The organism is Streptococcus sp. HMSC076C08 (genome assembly GCF_001810825.1).
In the GTDB taxonomy this organism is placed as follows: Bacteria; Bacillota; Bacilli; order Lactobacillales; family Streptococcaceae; genus Streptococcus.
Window position 1 is genome coordinate 16437 of sequence record NZ_KV802719.1, and the last position, 15182, is coordinate 31618.

Sequence of the window (15182 nt, forward strand, 5' to 3'; positions counted from 1 at the left end):
ACTCTCTATTTGGGGAATATAGGGGATAGACTATTGATTTGTTTTTCTTATTTATCTAGAGTATTCATGTTTATCCATGCTCCATTATCAAAATAGCTAGAACAAAATGTTCTAGCTTTTAAATTTTCTTAGTATTTTCTAAAGCGTTGGTAACGTTCTTCGATAAGTTGGTCGAGTGGTAGTTCTTGCAACCTATCTAGTTCTGCACGCAATTCATTTTTAACGCATCCTAGCAGTTCCTTACTGGAGAGACCTGCTTCTGAGATTACCTTGTCTACGATTCCCATTTCTAGAAGTTCATGTGAAGTGATTTTCATCAATTCCGCCGCTTCCATGGCACGACTTCCATCCTTCCAAAGGATAGAGGCAAAGCCTTCTGGACTGAGTACGGCATAAATCGAATTTTCCAGCATCCAGACACGGTCAGCAACAGCTAGTGCTAATGCACCTCCAGATCCTCCTTCGCCGATAATAATCGCGATGATTGGAACCTTGAGGTCACTCATTTCCATCAGATTTCGGGCAATTGCTTCACCTTGTCCACGTTCCTCGGCTCCAACACCTGGGTAAGCACCCGCCGTATTGATAAAAGTCACAACTGGACGGCCAAACTTTTCTGCCTGTTTCATCAGGCGAAGAGCCTTACGATAGCCTTCTGGATGTGGTTGCCCAAAATTTCGTTTGAGGTTGTCATGAAGACTCTTCCCCTTTTGGATCCCGACGACAGTTACTGCTTGGTCACCTAACCAACCAATTCCACCGATGACCGCACCATCATCGCGGAAAGAGCGATCTCCATGCAATTCGATAAACTCGTCAAAGATTCCATTCGCAAAATCAAGTGCGGTCAAACGACTCTGCTCGCGTGCCTCTCTGACTATTTTTGCAATATTCATCCGCGACTTCCTCCATGCAATCTCACTAATTTAGCAATTGTTTCTGGTAGTTCTCTCCGTTTGACAATTGCATCAACAAATCCATGTTCCAGCAAAAATTCTGCCTTTTGGAAGTCATCCGGCAAGGTCTCTCGAACTGTATTTTCGATAACACGACGCCCAGCAAAACCAACCAAACTCTGTGGCTCCGCTAGGATGATATCACCTTCCATAGCAAAAGAAGCGGTCACCCCACCGGTTGTCGGATCGGTTAAAATAGTTAGGTAAAAAAGTCCGGCCTTGGAATGACGTTGAACTGCCGCAGAAATCTTAGCCATCTGCATCAAGCTCATGATTCCTTCTTGCATACGGGCTCCACCAGAAGCTGTGAAAAGTACGACTGGCAACTTTTCAACTGTCGCATATTCAAACAAGCGCGTGATTTTTTCACCCACAACGGTTCCCATCGACGCCATGATAAAGTTGGAATCCATGATTCCAAGAGCAACTTTTTGTCCTTTGATGCTAGCTGTACCAGTCAGTACTGCTTCATCCAAACCTGTCTTTTCACGCATACTAGCAAGTTTTTTCTGGTAGCCAGGAAAGTTTAATGGATCTTGAGTTTCAATACCCGTAAACATCTCCACAAAGCTGTCAGAATCAATCGTCAAATCCAAGCGTTCCTGAGCTGAAATACGGAAAGTATAGCTACAATGGGGACAAATTCGTTCGCTCCCCAGATCCTTTTGGTAAATGGTGTGTTTACAACCAGGACACTGGGAGAAGAGTTCATCCGGAACCTCAGGCTTGGCTTGTGGTTTCTGCCTTACGGAACGGTTAGGATTGATCCGAATATACTTATCCTTTTTACTAAATAGAGCCATAACTCCCCCTTTTAGTTCTCATACTGTTTGAAAGTCTATTCTTTTTCTTGGTATTTTGGCAAGAAAGTTTCCATCAAGAAGGAAGTATCGTAGTCACCAGCGATAACTCGGCGGTCTGAAATCAGATCCAACTGGAAGTCTGCATTGGTTTGCACTCCTTCAATATCAAGTTCATAAAGTGCCCGTTGCATCTTCATAAGAGCGTCAAAACGATTCTCCCCATGAACAATGATTTTGGCAATCATACTATCATAGTAAGGAGGAATGGTATAACCTGGATAGACTGCAGAGTCTACACGCAATCCAACTCCTCCACTTGGAAGGTAGAGGTTGGTGATTTTTCCTGGGCTTGGAGCAAAGTTAAATGCTGGATTTTCCGCATTGATCCGGCACTCGATAGCATGACCTCGTAGGACAATATCTTCTTGTTTGAAAGGTAAAGGTTGCCCGGCAGCAATGCGAATCTGTTCCTTCACAATATCAACACCTGAAACAAACTCTGTGACTGGGTGTTCAACTTGAACACGAGTATTCATTTCCATGAAGTAGAAATTGCCACTCACTTCATCGAGTAGAAATTCAATCGTTCCTGCATTTTCATAACCTACAGACTCTGCTGCACGAACGGCTGCAGCACCAATTTCATGACGAAGGGTTTTGCCAATCGCAATGGACGGACTTTCTTCTAAGACCTTTTGGTTATTCCGTTGGAGTGAACAATCCCGTTCACCAAGATGGACAACATGACCCTCTTGATCTGCAAGAATCTGAACTTCGATATGACGAGCAGGATAAATCACACGTTCAAGATACATAGCGCCATTTCCAAAATTGGCCTTGGCTTCACTGGATGCTGTCTCAAAGGCTGCGACCAAGTCTTCTGCCTTTTCAACCTTACGAATTCCCTTTCCACCACCACCTGCTGATGCCTTAAGCATGACTGGATAGCCAATTTTTTCTGCAACCGCAAGTGCCTCTTCAGCCGTGTGAACTTCACCATCAGATCCTGGGATAACTGGAACTCCAGCCTTGATCATTTGCTCACGCGCATTGATCTTATCTCCCATGGTATCCATTACAGTTCCAGAAGGGCCGATAAACTTAATTCCCACTTCATCACACATAGTGGCAAACTTAGAATTCTCACTAAGAAAACCAAAGCCTGGGTGAATGGCTTCTGCTTCTGTCAAGACTGCAGCAGATAAAATCGCATTGATATTGAGATAAGACTCTGTCGCCTTACCAGGTCCGATACAGATAGCTTCATCCGCTAGGAGTGTGTGAAGAGCTTCCTTATCAGCAGTTGAATAAACTGCTACGGTCGCAATGCCCAATTCACGCGCAGCTCGGATAATGCGAACCGCAATCTCACCACGGTTGGCAATCAAAATTTTACGAAACATGGAGAACCTCCTTAGTTTCCAATTGCAAAGGTAAGAGTACCACTCGCTGCAAGCTTGCCATCTACTTCAGCCTTTGCTTCAACCACAGCAATCGTACCACGACGTTTGACAAAAGTAGCCGTCATGACTAATTGGTCACCTGGTACAACTTGCTTCTTAAACTTAACCTTGTCCATGCCAGCATAGAAGACCAGTTTCCCTTTATTTTCAGGTTTGGACAATTCCAAGACACCAGCAGTCTGAGCCAAGGCTTCCATGATAAGAACACCTGGCATAACTGGGTATTGTGGAAAATGACCATTGAAGAAAGGTTCGTTGATGGTCACATTTTTAATGGCAACAATGGTATCTTCGCTCACTTCCAAGACACGATCCACTAGGAGCATAGGGTAACGATGGGGTAGAGCTTCTTTGATTCCTTGAATATCGATCATTTGATACGTACCAATCCTTTACCGAACTCAACCATTTCTTCATTTGAAACGAGAATTTCTGTCACCACACCATCCTTAGGTGCAGGAATTTCATTCATGACCTTCATGGCTTCAATGATCACCAAAGTCTGACCTTTTTTAACACTGTCTCCAACTGTGACAAAGGCAGGTTTATCTGGTCCAGCGGCCAAGTAAGCCACCCCTACAAGTGGACTTTCAACGACATCACCCTCCGGAGCAACCGTCGTTTCAGCTGGTGCTGGAGCTTCTTCCACTGCACTCTCTACTGGAGTTAAAGGGGCCGAAACTACTGGACTAGGAGCCACTGCAGCTGGTGTTTCAGAAGCCATTCTTACTTCATTCTTACTGAACTGCAATTCGTCCGTTCCATTTTTATAAGAAAATTCTCTCAAACTTGATTGGTCAAATTGAGCCATCAAGTCCTTGATTTCATTTAAATTCATAATTATTTATTCTCCCAACGTTTGAAAGCAAGAACCGCGTTGTGTCCGCCAAAACCAAATGTATTTGAAATAGCATAAGGGATTTCCTGCTCCAAGCCTTGTCCATAAACGACATTGGCTTCGATATAGTCTGATAACTCGCTTGTTCCAGCTGTCATTGGTACAAAGTTATGACGCATGGCTTCGATGGTAGCAATCGCTTCTACCGCTCCTGCAGCTCCAAGCAAGTGTCCTGTAAAGGACTTGGTTGAAGATACAGGTACTTCTTTACCAAGGACAGCTACGATCGCACCACTTTCTCCTTTTTCATTAGCAGGAGTTGAAGTTCCGTGGGCATTGACATAAGCCACTTGCTCTGGAGAAATTTCTGCTTCTTCCAAAGCCAACTTCATAGCCTTAATCGCACCTTGACCTTCTGGATGAGGTGAAGTCATATGGTAAGCATCACAGGTATTACCATAGCCAACTACTTCAGCCAAGATGGTCGCCCCACGTTTTTCAGCATGTTCAAGGCTTTCAAGAACCAACATTCCTGAACCTTCTCCCATCACAAATCCGTTACGATCTTTGTCAAATGGGATAGAAGCTCGAGTTGGATCTTCTGTAGTTGATAGGGCGGTCAAAGCTTGGAAACCAGCGATAGCAAAAGGAGTGATAGATGATTCTGATCCACCAACTAACATGACATCTTGGAAACCAAACTTGATAGAACGGAAGGCATCTCCGATGGCATCATTTGATGAGGCGCATGCTGTATTGATTGATTTACAGATACCGTTTGCTCCGAAGCGCATGGCAACATTTCCTGAAGCCATATTTGGCAAGGCTTTTGGAAGTGTCATTGGTTTAACGCGTTTTGGACCTTTTTCATGAAGACGGATAACCTGATCTTCGATTTCTTTAATTCCCCCAATACCAGAAGCCACGATGACACCAAAGCGATCCTTATCGATTGCTTCTACATCAAGATTTGCATTTGTCACCGCTTCTTGAGCCGCATACAAGGCATACAAAGAATAGTTGTCAAAACGGTTGGTATCTTTTTTGACAAAGTATTTATCAAATGGGAAATCTTGAACTTCTGCCGCATTGTGCACAGCAAATTCGCTGTGGTCAAACTTAGTGATTTCTCCAATTCCAATCTTCCCAGTTTGCAAACTGTTCCAAAATTCTTCTGGAGTATTTCCGATAGGAGAGGTCAATCCGTAACCTGTTACTACAACTCGATTTAGTTTCATCTGTCTTACCTATATCTTTCCTTATTTTTTACATGCTAAGTCCGCCATCAACAGCGAGAACTTGTCCAGTCAAATAATCCTGTCCAGCCAGGAACACTGTAGCATCTGCGATATGTTCTGCTTGACCGAAATGTTTCATTGGGATTTGGGCCAATGTCGCTTCCTTGACCTTATCAGACAAAACAGCAGTCATATCTGACTCGATCATCCCTGGTGCAAGAGCATTTACGCGTACGTTGCGATTGGCAACTTCACGTGCAACTGACTTGGTAAACCCAATCAAGCCTGCTTTAGAAGCTGCATAGTTGGCTTGTCCGATATTTCCCATCAAACCGACCACACTCGACATGTTGATAATCGCACCTTCACGTGCCTTGATCATCTGTTTCAAGACTGCTTGCGTCATGTTGAAGGTACCTGTCAAGTTGATTTTAATCACTTTTTCAAAGTCTTCTTCGGTCATCTTGAGCATAAGCGTATCTTGAGTGATCCCAGCATTGTTGACCAAGACATCGACAGAACCGAGTTCCGCAATCGCTTGATCTACCATACGCTTGGCATCTGCAAAGTCTGAAACATCACCTGATATCGGTATTACTTTGACGCCGTAGTTTGAAAACTCAGCCAGCAATTCTTCTGAGATTGCTCCGCGACTATTCAAAACTACATTAGCGCCTAGTTGGGCAAATTTGTGAGCAATGGCAAGTCCGATACCACGGCTTGAACCTGTTACAAAGACATTTTTGTTTGTAAGTTGCATTCTATCTCTCCTATTTCCTGTTGTATTTTGTGGGAGAAGGGATCATTAGTTTTCTAACAAAGCATCCAAGCTTGCTTGGTCTTCAACGTTAGCTAGCTTAGCTGTTTTATCGATTTTTTTGACAAAGCCTGATAGGACCTTACCAGGACCAATTTCAATAAAGTTGGTTACCCCAGCATCCTGCATCACAGCAATACTTTCATAAAAACGAACAGGTTCTTTGACCTGACGCGTCAAAAGCTCTTGGATTCGACCTTTTTCCATAACAGCAGCTTCCGTATTGCCAACTAGTGGGCAAGTGAAATCAGCGAAACTCACTCCCTCAAGAGCTTCAGCTAGTTGCTGACTAGCTGGCTCTAAAAGTGCTGTATGGAAGGGACCAGATACATTTAAAGGAATCAATCGTTTTGCTCCTGCTTCCTGCAAGAGTTCAACTGCGCGGTCAACCGCAGCCACCTCGCCACCGATAACGATTTGGCTTGGGGTGTTGTAGTTAGCTGGAGTCACTACTCCAACTTTAGAGGCTGTTTCACAAGCTTCCTCAATCACTTCAACTGGAGTATTGAGAACCGCAACCATCTTCCCAGAGCCTGCAGGTGCCGCCTCTTCCATATAAGCACCACGCTTAGCAACCAAGGCAACTGCCTCTTCGAAGTCCAAGGCACCACTTGCTACAAGAGCAGAATATTCCCCAAGAGACAATCCTGCTACCATATCCGGCTGATAACCCTTTTCTTTCAATAGTCGGTAAATAGCAACCGAAGTCGCTAAAATAGCTGGCTGCGTATAGCGAGTCTGGTTTAACTTGGTTTCTTCCTTATCAATCAAGTCACGAAGATCATAACCCAAAACCTGACTGGCTTGGTCAATTGTTTCCTTGACGATAGGATAGCGATCATAGAGATCACGCCCCATTCCTAGATACTGAGCACCTTGACCTGCAAATAGAAAGGCTGTTTTAGTCATTTCTTACAACTCCTGCCCAACGAGAGGCTTCTTCTTGAATTTTTTTGGCTGCGCCATAGTATAGATCTTTTAGGATTTCTTCGACAGTTTCCTCTTTAGAAACCAAACCAGCGATCTGACCTGCCATGACAGATCCACCTTCTACATCTCCATGAACAACGGCTTTAGCAAGAGCACCAGCTCCCATTTGTTCAAAGATTTCTAAATCTGGATTTTCTTGTTTAAAGGCATCTTTTTCAGCCTGCTCAAAGTCACGTGTCAATTGGTTTTTAATGGCACGAACAGCATGTCCAAAGTGTTGAGCTGAAATAGTCGTATCAATATCACGCGCTTTTAAGATTTTTTCCTTGTATTTTGGATGGGCGTTAGATTCCTTAGCTACTACGAAACGCGTACCAACCTGAACAGCCTCAGCTCCAAGCATAAAGCCTGCAGCGACACCTTCACCGTCCGCAATTCCTCCAGCTGCGATAACTGGAATTGAAACAGCTGCAGCAACTTGGCGAACCAAGGTCATCGTCGTCAATTTACCAATATGCCCACCGGCTTCCATTCCCTCTGCAATAACCGCATCTGCACCAATTTTTTCCATGCGTTTTGCCAAAGCAACACTTGGAACAACGGGAATAACTGTAATTCCTGCATCATGGAAACGAGTCATGTATTTACTTGGATTTCCTGCACCAGTTGTAACAACCTTGACCCCTTCTTCAATCACGAGATCAACGATGTCTTCTACAAAAGGTGACAAGAGCATGATGTTGACACCAAAAGGTTTGTCCGTAAGTGATTTGATTTTATCGATATTAGCCTTTACGACCTCTTTAGGTGCATTCCCACCACCGATAATCCCTAGACCACCAGCTTTTGATACTGCACCAGCCAAGTCACCATCAGCAACCCAGGCCATTCCTCCTTGAAAAATAGGATAATCAATGTTCAATAATTCTGTAATACGTGTTTTCATAGTGCCTCCATCATTCCTTGCTTACGTAATAGTTCGACGAGTTTATCATTTGAGTTTCAAACTATTACCTAAACAAGAGGGAGTGGGTTTCCCCTACTCCTTCTAGTAATATGTTAATTATTTTGTTTGCTCTTCAACGTAGGCAACCAAGTCACCAACTGTTTTCAAGTTATCTTCTGCTTCGATTTGGATATCGAAAGCATCTTCGATTTCAGAGATTACTTGGAACAAGTCCAATGAATCTGCATCCAAATCATCAAAAGTAGATTCAAGTGTTACTTCTGATGCGTCTTTCCCAAGTTCTTCAACGATAATTTCTTGTACTTTTTCAAATACTGCCATGATAGGACTCCTTTAAAATATAAAAAATTTATAACTATGTGTTTACCACATGATTACCTAGATTGTAAGAATGAGTGTGCCCCATGTCAAACCTCCACCGAAGCCTGATAGGAGAATCGTCTGGCTACCATCTAAACGAATCTTGCCATTCTCCACACACTCTGAGAGTAAAATCGGGATACTTGCTGCACTGGTATTTCCATACTCCATCATATTGGCAGGAAGCTTGTCTCGGTCTACGCCGATCTTCTTAGCCATCTTATCCAAAATGCGGATATTTGCCTGATGAAGCAAGAGATAATCCAATTCCGATGCTGCGATTGGACCATTTTCAATGGTTCCTTTGATCGATTTAGCAACATCACGATTTGCAAAATCAAAAACTGCTCGTCCATCCATTTTCAAAAAAGCAGGAACTGCTTCTTGATCCGAGAAAGGAGAAGCCAAAGCCGTTTGACCATAGGTCAAACACTCGCTCCGAGAGCCATCTGTATAGAGACTTTCCACAAGGAAGTGCCGTGTTTCGCTCGCTTCCAAGAGAACCCCACCAGCTCCATCCCCAAAGAGAACAGCTGTTGAACGATCTGACCAATCAACTGCCTTGGATAAGGTTTCAGCCCCGATAACAATCCCTTTTTTGAACTGTCCAGAACTTAAAAACTTTTCTGCAGTTGAGAGAGCGAATACAAAGCCACTGCAAGCTGCTGTCAGATCAAAGGCGAAAGCTCTATGCGCTCCGATATTTGCCTGAACTCGAGCTGCTGTGGAAGGCATCATCGAGTCTGGGGTAATCGTCGCTACAATGATAAAATCAATCTGATCCGCTGTTAAGCTCCCTTTAGCCAGCAAGCTCTTAGCAACTTCTGTCGCCAAGTCACTTGTAGACTCTGATTTTGAGATATGTCTCTGTTTAATTCCTGTCCGACTTGAAATCCACTCATCGCTTGTGTCCATGATTTGGGCTAAGTCATGATTAGTGACCACTTGCTCTGGAACATAATGAGCAACCTGGCTTATTTTTGCAAAAGCCATTATTTCAAATCCTCCAAAAATTGATAAAGGTTCGTTAAACCTCTGCCCATGACTTCTTTTTCCTCAGGGCTCATGCCATCGATGATTTTTTCGACCATAGCCTTGTGGAATCGTTTATGAAGGCGGTGAACCAAACGACCTTGCTTTGTCAAATGCAGATAGACCACTCGACGGTCTTGGTCAGAACGAATACGCTCAATATAACCTTTTCTCTCCAGGTTATTCAAACTCGTCGTCACTGTTCCAAGAGTTACCATCAGTTCTTTGGAAACCTTACTTGGCGTTGCCTCCGGGAACTTCCCAATCACATCGATCGTGTGCATTTCTTTGATGGAGATGTCTTTGAATCGACTACCTCGTAAGCTAACCTCCTCAATCACAAGGACGTTATTAAAAATAGATGTTAGATAATCATTTACTTGTTGGTAGTCCAAATCGTTTCCCTCCCCCTCAAAAAACTTTTACAATCAAAACATTTGATAAAAGAAGTATAACAAACTTCAAAAAATTGTGCAAGTATTTTTTCACATTCCTGTAAATTTTGGTCTTCTTCTTTCAGAATGCGCTCGAACCCCTTCTTTGAAATCTTCAGTTAGAGATAACGATTCTTGTAGTTTCAATTCTAATTCGGCATAATTCTGCCAATCCTTGAATTGACTTTCCCAAACTAACTTTTTAATCGCTGCGTATGAGTTTGCTGAACCTCTTCTTAATTTTTTCAGAACCTGTTCTCTTGTTTTTTCTAATTTGTCAACTTCACAAACACGGTATACCACGCCCCATTCTAGCGCTTTTTCAGCAGTCAAAGCTTCACCTGTCATGGCAAGTTGTGCAGCCCGTGTTACCCCGATACTACGACTCAAGAGATGAATCCCACCAGCGTCTGGCGCCAATCCAACTCCGACAAAGGCTTGAATGAATTTTGCCTTGTCAGTCGCTAAACAGAAATCAACTGCTACTGCCATATTTGCTGCAGCACCAGCAACCGCTCCATCTACCTCCATCAAAACAGGTTTTGGAATTTGCTTGATTTTAAAAGAAATTGTATTGACTAATTCTGCAATCTTATTCAAAGAAGGGATATCATCTTCGTCTACTGCTCGTTTCATCTCAACCAAGTCTCCCCCAACTGAAAAAACCTTCCCATTAGCATTAATCAAGATGAACTGCACAGCTTGATCCTGCTCTGCTAGAGTCAAAGCTTCTAAAATCTCCTCACACATTGGGATATGGAAACCATTTGCCACTTCGGGACGATTCAAAGTAATGATAGCCAGATCATCTACGATCTGATATAAGATATGATTCATAGCTTCTCCTTTTCTTTTATAAGGCAATAAAATTGTTTTATTATCAAAGTATACCTTTTTTTGGATAAAGAGGCAAGGAAAAACTAAAGGAAAGTGTCTCAGCTGATTATTTACCCATCATTTATGAGTGTGAGTAAAATTTGACACTCTTACTTTTAAATCGTTATCGCTTTTCAGAATAAGTTAGTGTTTTCTTCTATTATAATAGGAAGTTATTTTCTTCATTGAAAAATGCCCCTCTTTCTGCTATAATCGTATAAAATACTTACTTGAGGAGTCCTTATGAAGGTTGTAAAATTTGGCGGAAGCTCGCTTGCCTCTGCTGGTCAGTTAGAAAAAGTCTTAAATATCGTTAAAAGTGATAAAGAACGCCGTTTTGTAGTCGTTTCTGCACCCGGCAAACGCAATGCTGAAGATACCAAGGTAACTGATGCCTTGATCAAATACTATCGTGACTATGTGGCTGGAAATGACATCAGTGCTAGCCAAAGCTGGATCATTGACCGTTATGCCGCTATGGTTAGTGAACTTGGGTTAAAACCTGCTGTTTTAGAAAAAATCTCTAAAAGCATTCGGGCCTTGGCAACTCTTCCTATAGAGGACAATGAATTTCTCTATGATACCTTCCTAGCGGCTGGAGAAAATAACAATGCCAAACTCATTGCAGCCTACTTTAACCAAAACGGTATCGATGCACGCTATGTTCACCCAAGAGAAGCTGGAATTGTTGTCACAAGTGAACCAGGAAACGCACGCATCATTCCATCTAGTTATGACAAGATTGAAGGCTTGGCTGATAGCAACGAAGTCCTTGTCATCCCTGGTTTCTTTGGTGTGACTAAGGAAAATCAAATCTGTACTTTTTCACGTGGAGGCTCAGATATTACAGGTTCTATCATTGCAGCAGGTGTTAAGGCTGATCTCTATGAGAACTTTACAGACGTAGATGGTATCTTTGCTGCCCATCCTGGTATTATCCACCAACCACACTCCATTCCTGAATTAACCTACCGTGAAATGCGTGAGTTGGCTTACGCTGGATTTTCAGTTCTTCATGACGAAGCCCTTCTTCCTGCCTACCGAGGAAAAATTCCTCTTGTCATCAAGAATACCAACAACCCTGACCACCCAGGAACACGCATTGTTTTAGAACACAGTAGTGATAAATTCCCAGTAGTAGGGATTGCAGGTGACTCAGGATTCGTCAGCATCAACATGTCAAAATACCTCATGAACCGTGAAGTCGGGTTTGGTCGCAAGGTTCTGCAAATCCTTGAGGATCTCAATATCGGTTGGGAACACATGCCTACAGGTATCGACGATCTTTCAATCATCCTCCGCTCCCGCGAATTGACTCCTATCAAAGAAGAAGAAATTCTACGTCAACTCGTTCAAAAGGCTGAGGTGGACCATGCTGAAATCGAACATGACCTTTCCATCATTATGATTGTTGGAGAAAAGATGAAGAGTCATATCGGGGTTACTGCTACTGCAACACGGGCTTTGTCTGAGAATAAAATCAACATCCAGATGATGTCACAAGGTTCAAGTGAAGTTTCCATCATGTTTGTTGTCAATAAAGAGCAAGAGAAGGCCGCTATCAAGGCTCTCTATCATGCCTTTTTCGGTGAAAGTAAGGAAGACTAATCATGGCCCAATCACTCAATCAAGTCATTGACCTCCAAACTACTGGGACATCTTACCTCTCTATCTCTGGAAAAGTTGGAAAATTTCTAGTTGGGGATCAAGCCTTAGAGTTTTATCCTGATGTCAATGTCGAACAATATATCCAAATCCCCTGGTCCAGCATTCAGCAAATCGGAGCCAACGTAAGTGGTCGCAAGATCAGCCGCCACTTTGAAGTCTTTACCGATCAAGGAAAATTCCTCTTTGCTTCAAAAGACTCTGGTGCTATCCTCAAAATCGCTCGGGAAAAATTAGGAAACGACAAGGTTGTGAAACTTCCGACTCTACTCCAGACCATTGGAAAAAAACTTAAAAATCTATTTGCAAAAAAGTAGAAACTTTAGTATAATCATAGCAACGGATAAGTAGGTTATCTCCTTCTTTCAGAAAGTCTGCGGGTGCTGCGAGCAGATAGGAGGGATAGGTGAAATTCTACCGTTATTCACAATTAAATACAGAATCAAGTGCACACCTGTGAAGTTGGATGGAACCGTGGCCCTGCCACTCCAACACTTTGTCAGGTGTGCTTTTTTCATAAAGGAGTTCCTATGTTAGATATTAAACGTATTCGCACAGATTTTGATGCTGTCGCTGAAAAATTAGCTACACGTGGTGTAGATGCTGCTATCTTGAATGAGATGAAAAAAATCGATGCTAAACGTCGTGACATCTTGGTCAAGGTTGAAACTCTAAAAGCAGAACGTAACACAGTTTCTGCTGAGATTGCCCAAGCCAAGCGCAACAAGGAAAATGCCGATGACAAGATTGCTGCGATGCAAACCCTATCTGCTGAAGTCAAAGCCTTGGATGCTGAATTGGCGGACATCGATGCTAAATTAACAGAATTTACCACTACTCTTCCAAACATCCCTGCCGACAGCGTTCCTGTTGGGGCTGACGAAGATGACAATGTGGAAGTTCGCCGTTGGGGGACTCCACGCGAGTTTGACTTCGAGCCAAAAGCTCACTGGGATCTTGGTGAGGACCTCGGTATCCTTGACTGGGAACGCGGTGGTAAGGTAACAGGAGCTCGCTTCCTCTTCTATAAAGGACTTGGGGCTCGTTTGGAACGTGCTATCTACAACTTCATGTTGGATGAGCATGGTAAAGAGGGCTATACGGAAGTCATCACGCCTTACATAGTTAACCATGACTCTATGTTTGGTACTGGTCAATATCCAAAATTCAAGGAAGACACTTTTGAATTGAAAGACACTAATTATGTCCTCATTCCTACAGCTGAAGTGCCTTTGACAAATTACTACCGTGATGAAATTCTTGACGGTAAAGACCTACCAATCTACTTTACCGCTATGAGTCCATCTTTCCGTTCTGAGGCTGGCTCTGCTGGCCGTGATACTCGTGGCTTGATTCGTTTGCACCAATTCCACAAGGTTGAAATGGTCAAATTTGCCAAACCAGAAGAATCTTACGAAGAATTGGAAAAGATGACAGCCAACGCTGAAAATATTCTTCAAAAACTCAACCTTCCATACCGTGTCGTTGCGCTCTCTACTGGAGATATGGGCTTCTCAGCTGCCAAGACTTATGACTTGGAAGTTTGGATTCCAGCCCAAAATACCTATCGTGAAATCTCAAGCTGTTCAAATACAGAAGATTTCCAAGCTCGTCGTGCCCAAATCCGTTACCGTGATGAAGCAGATGGCAAGGTGAAACTCCTTCACACTTTGAATGGTTCTGGACTTGCAGTTGGACGTACAGTGGCTGCCATTCTTGAAAACTATCAAAACGCAGATGGTTCTGTAACCATTCCAGAAGCTCTTCGTCCATATATGGGTGGAGCTGAAGTTATCAAACCATAAAAATAAGGTCTAGCTATTTCTAGCTAGCCCTTTTTTCGTAACCAAATCAGATAAGCACCCAAGACAAAGAATAAAATAGTGAGGCAAATAACCGTTTCAGCCAATACCAGATAATCCAGAAATGGAAGTTTCAAAATTCCCTGAGCCATCTTGAGCGAAGTAGCTGTGATAATGGTTGGGAAGGTTAGGGCTGAGAAGGCTGGTTGAAATCCTTGTTTTAAAATATTGGGTAGGCGGGTTAAAACAAAGAAAAAGAAGGATTGAGATGCCAAAATCATGACAATCAAGAGCCAAGTCGGTAGGCTTGCTCCTCCAACTCGAACTAGAGAAGCCAAGAGTAGAGAAAAGGGAGCACAGTAGATTCCTTCCTGTCCAAGCAAGGCCACTGGGAGTGGATCTTTCTTTAAATCGCTATAAATAAGCGGATAGAGATAGAAGGTCAAGACAAAACCAAAACTCAAGGTCGCATAGGCAATCTCAATAATGCCTACCAGAGGATAGGTCAAGGCCGCTACTGCTATCCCCACATAGAGCACCGTCCAGCTTGGAGTCGCATTGACCCTCCGACCCGGACAGGTAAATTTGATGGTGAAAGTAGCAATCAACGCCAAATCCAAGAGAAAGGAAAACCACCAGATTCCTTGTGCTACTATAGGAAGAGCAGGGAATACGCGAAAGACATAGGTCGATAAAATCATCCCAGCCATGGGAAAGGTGGCCATCCCAGATAAAAGAGGGGGTCTGGTCAATTCTTGCTTGGTTTCTTCCCAATTAAAAAGATGAACAACAAGAAAGAAAATCCACAACACTAGACCAGTCAGACTCAATAAATGCGACAGAACAGGCAAAGTATCTGCAATCAGATTTCCTGCACCTGCTAAACCTAATAAACAGCCAGAGAATACTAAGGGGAGCTTTTTCATCCGAGCCTCCAATAATCATGTTATTATTAGTATAGCATAAAAGCGCTTAAAATAGCATAGAAAAATGAAGACTGG

The 15182-nt window shown here is 43.0% G+C and carries 17 protein-coding genes; 3 read left to right on the forward strand and 14 right to left on the reverse strand.

Translation table 11 applies throughout. The annotated features are described in order from the left end of the window. Positions 1-128: 128 nt before the first annotated feature. The 13 genes from HMPREF2766_RS01035 to HMPREF2766_RS01095 form a co-directional block, all read right to left on the reverse strand. A complete protein-coding gene (locus HMPREF2766_RS01035) occupies positions 129-896 on the reverse strand; it encodes an acetyl-CoA carboxylase carboxyl transferase subunit alpha (RefSeq protein ID WP_070567210.1) in 768 nt (255 codons plus the stop codon). Next, positions 893-1759: an acetyl-CoA carboxylase, carboxyltransferase subunit beta gene (accD, locus tag HMPREF2766_RS01040; RefSeq protein WP_070567212.1), complete on the reverse strand. Its 867-nt coding sequence runs from the start codon at positions 1757-1759 to the stop codon at positions 893-895. The genes HMPREF2766_RS01035 and accD overlap by 4 nt, the downstream gene beginning before the upstream one ends. A 35-nt stretch (positions 1760-1794) precedes the next feature. Further along, positions 1795-3162, reverse strand: a complete 1368-nt coding sequence (gene accC / locus HMPREF2766_RS01045) for an acetyl-CoA carboxylase biotin carboxylase subunit (protein WP_070567213.1) — start codon at positions 3160-3162, stop codon at positions 1795-1797. A gap of 11 nt (positions 3163-3173) precedes the next feature. Then, complete coding sequence (gene fabZ / locus HMPREF2766_RS01050; protein WP_000565515.1) at positions 3174-3596, reverse strand: 3-hydroxyacyl-ACP dehydratase FabZ; 423 nt, start codon at positions 3594-3596, stop codon at positions 3174-3176. Continuing rightward, a complete protein-coding gene (accB, locus tag HMPREF2766_RS01055) occupies positions 3593-4060 on the reverse strand; it encodes an acetyl-CoA carboxylase biotin carboxyl carrier protein (protein WP_070567215.1) in 468 nt (155 codons plus the stop codon). The genes fabZ and accB overlap by 4 nt, the downstream gene beginning before the upstream one ends. Before the next feature lie 2 nt (positions 4061-4062). Next, positions 4063-5298, reverse strand: a complete 1236-nt coding sequence (gene fabF, locus HMPREF2766_RS01060) for a beta-ketoacyl-ACP synthase II (protein ID WP_000774051.1) — start codon at positions 5296-5298, stop codon at positions 4063-4065. Between the two features lie 28 nt (positions 5299-5326). Beyond that, positions 5327-6058 carry a 3-oxoacyl-[acyl-carrier-protein] reductase gene (gene fabG, locus HMPREF2766_RS01065; RefSeq protein ID WP_070567217.1) on the reverse strand — a complete coding sequence of 244 codons (732 nt, stop codon included), beginning with the start codon at positions 6056-6058 and terminating at the stop codon, positions 5327-5329. Positions 6059-6103: 45 nt separating this feature from the next. Continuing rightward, positions 6104-7024: an ACP S-malonyltransferase gene (fabD, locus tag HMPREF2766_RS01070; protein WP_070567219.1), complete on the reverse strand. Its 921-nt coding sequence runs from the start codon at positions 7022-7024 to the stop codon at positions 6104-6106. After that, a complete protein-coding gene (gene fabK, locus HMPREF2766_RS01075; RefSeq protein WP_000857452.1) occupies positions 7017-7991 on the reverse strand; it encodes an enoyl-[acyl-carrier-protein] reductase FabK in 975 nt (324 codons plus the stop codon). The genes fabD and fabK overlap by 8 nt, the downstream gene beginning before the upstream one ends. A 117-nt stretch (positions 7992-8108) precedes the next feature. After that, a complete protein-coding gene (locus tag HMPREF2766_RS01080; RefSeq protein ID WP_000257840.1) occupies positions 8109-8333 on the reverse strand; it encodes an acyl carrier protein in 225 nt (74 codons plus the stop codon). A 57-nt stretch (positions 8334-8390) separates the two neighbouring features. After that, on the reverse strand, positions 8391-9365 hold the full coding sequence (locus HMPREF2766_RS01085; RefSeq protein ID WP_000852965.1) for a beta-ketoacyl-ACP synthase III: 975 nt from the start codon (positions 9363-9365) through the stop codon (positions 8391-8393). After that, positions 9365-9799, reverse strand: a complete 435-nt coding sequence (locus HMPREF2766_RS01090; protein ID WP_000386338.1) for a fatty acid biosynthesis transcriptional regulator FabT — start codon at positions 9797-9799, stop codon at positions 9365-9367. Before HMPREF2766_RS01090 ends, HMPREF2766_RS01085 begins: the two co-directional genes overlap by 1 nt. A 90-nt stretch (positions 9800-9889) precedes the next feature. Beyond that, positions 9890-10675 carry an enoyl-CoA hydratase gene (locus HMPREF2766_RS01095; protein ID WP_001015588.1) on the reverse strand — a complete coding sequence of 262 codons (786 nt, stop codon included), beginning with the start codon at positions 10673-10675 and terminating at the stop codon, positions 9890-9892. A 282-nt stretch (positions 10676-10957) separates the two neighbouring features. On the opposite strand from HMPREF2766_RS01095, the gene HMPREF2766_RS01100 reads away from it, so the two are divergent. The 3 genes from HMPREF2766_RS01100 (at position 10958) to serS (ending at position 14184) form a co-directional block, all read left to right on the forward strand. Beyond that, complete coding sequence (locus HMPREF2766_RS01100; RefSeq protein ID WP_000869634.1) at positions 10958-12322, forward strand: aspartate kinase; 1365 nt, start codon at positions 10958-10960, stop codon at positions 12320-12322. A gap of 2 nt (positions 12323-12324) precedes the next feature. After that, positions 12325-12696: a DUF956 family protein gene (locus tag HMPREF2766_RS01105; protein WP_070567221.1), complete on the forward strand. Its 372-nt coding sequence runs from the start codon at positions 12325-12327 to the stop codon at positions 12694-12696. A gap of 213 nt (positions 12697-12909) precedes the next feature. Beyond that, entirely contained in the window at positions 12910-14184 is a 1275-nt protein-coding gene (gene serS / locus HMPREF2766_RS01110) for a serine--tRNA ligase (RefSeq protein WP_070567223.1), read from the forward strand. 23 nt (positions 14185-14207) lie between these two features. Here the strand turns inward: serS and HMPREF2766_RS01115 are convergent, their stop codons facing one another. Beyond that, the gene (locus HMPREF2766_RS01115) at positions 14208-15107 is read right to left on the reverse strand and encodes a TDT family transporter (RefSeq protein ID WP_070567225.1); all 900 of its coding nucleotides are present in this window, start codon (positions 15105-15107) and stop codon (positions 14208-14210) included. Positions 15108-15182 lie beyond the last annotated feature (75 nt).

Coding starts and splice junctions, on each gene's coding strand:
- fabK (WP_000857452.1), bottom strand. CDS start 7,991: ATGAAAACACGTATTACAGAATTATTGAACATTGATTATCCTATTTTT.
- accC (WP_070567213.1), bottom strand. CDS start 3,162: ATGTTTCGTAAAATTTTGATTGCCAACCGTGGTGAGATTGCGGTTCGC.
- HMPREF2766_RS01095 (WP_001015588.1), bottom strand. CDS start 10,675: ATGAATCATATCTTATATCAGATCGTAGATGATCTGGCTATCATTACT.
- HMPREF2766_RS01105 (WP_070567221.1), top strand. CDS start 12,325: ATGGCCCAATCACTCAATCAAGTCATTGACCTCCAAACTACTGGGACA.
- HMPREF2766_RS01035 (WP_070567210.1), bottom strand. CDS start 896: ATGAATATTGCAAAAATAGTCAGAGAGGCACGCGAGCAGAGTCGTTTG.
- fabZ (WP_000565515.1), bottom strand. CDS start 3,596: ATGATCGATATTCAAGGAATCAAAGAAGCTCTACCCCATCGTTACCCT.
- fabF (WP_000774051.1), bottom strand. CDS start 5,298: ATGAAACTAAATCGAGTTGTAGTAACAGGTTACGGATTGACCTCTCCT.
- HMPREF2766_RS01080 (WP_000257840.1), bottom strand. CDS start 8,333: ATGGCAGTATTTGAAAAAGTACAAGAAATTATCGTTGAAGAACTTGGG.
- fabD (WP_070567219.1), bottom strand. CDS start 7,024: ATGACTAAAACAGCCTTTCTATTTGCAGGTCAAGGTGCTCAGTATCTA.
- serS (WP_070567223.1), top strand. CDS start 12,910: ATGTTAGATATTAAACGTATTCGCACAGATTTTGATGCTGTCGCTGAA.
- accB (WP_070567215.1), bottom strand. CDS start 4,060: ATGAATTTAAATGAAATCAAGGACTTGATGGCTCAATTTGACCAATCA.
- HMPREF2766_RS01115 (WP_070567225.1), bottom strand. CDS start 15,107: ATGAAAAAGCTCCCCTTAGTATTCTCTGGCTGTTTATTAGGTTTAGCA.
- HMPREF2766_RS01100 (WP_000869634.1), top strand. CDS start 10,958: ATGAAGGTTGTAAAATTTGGCGGAAGCTCGCTTGCCTCTGCTGGTCAG.
- HMPREF2766_RS01085 (WP_000852965.1), bottom strand. CDS start 9,365: ATGGCTTTTGCAAAAATAAGCCAGGTTGCTCATTATGTTCCAGAGCAA.
- accD (WP_070567212.1), bottom strand. CDS start 1,759: ATGGCTCTATTTAGTAAAAAGGATAAGTATATTCGGATCAATCCTAAC.
- fabG (WP_070567217.1), bottom strand. CDS start 6,058: ATGCAACTTACAAACAAAAATGTCTTTGTAACAGGTTCAAGCCGTGGT.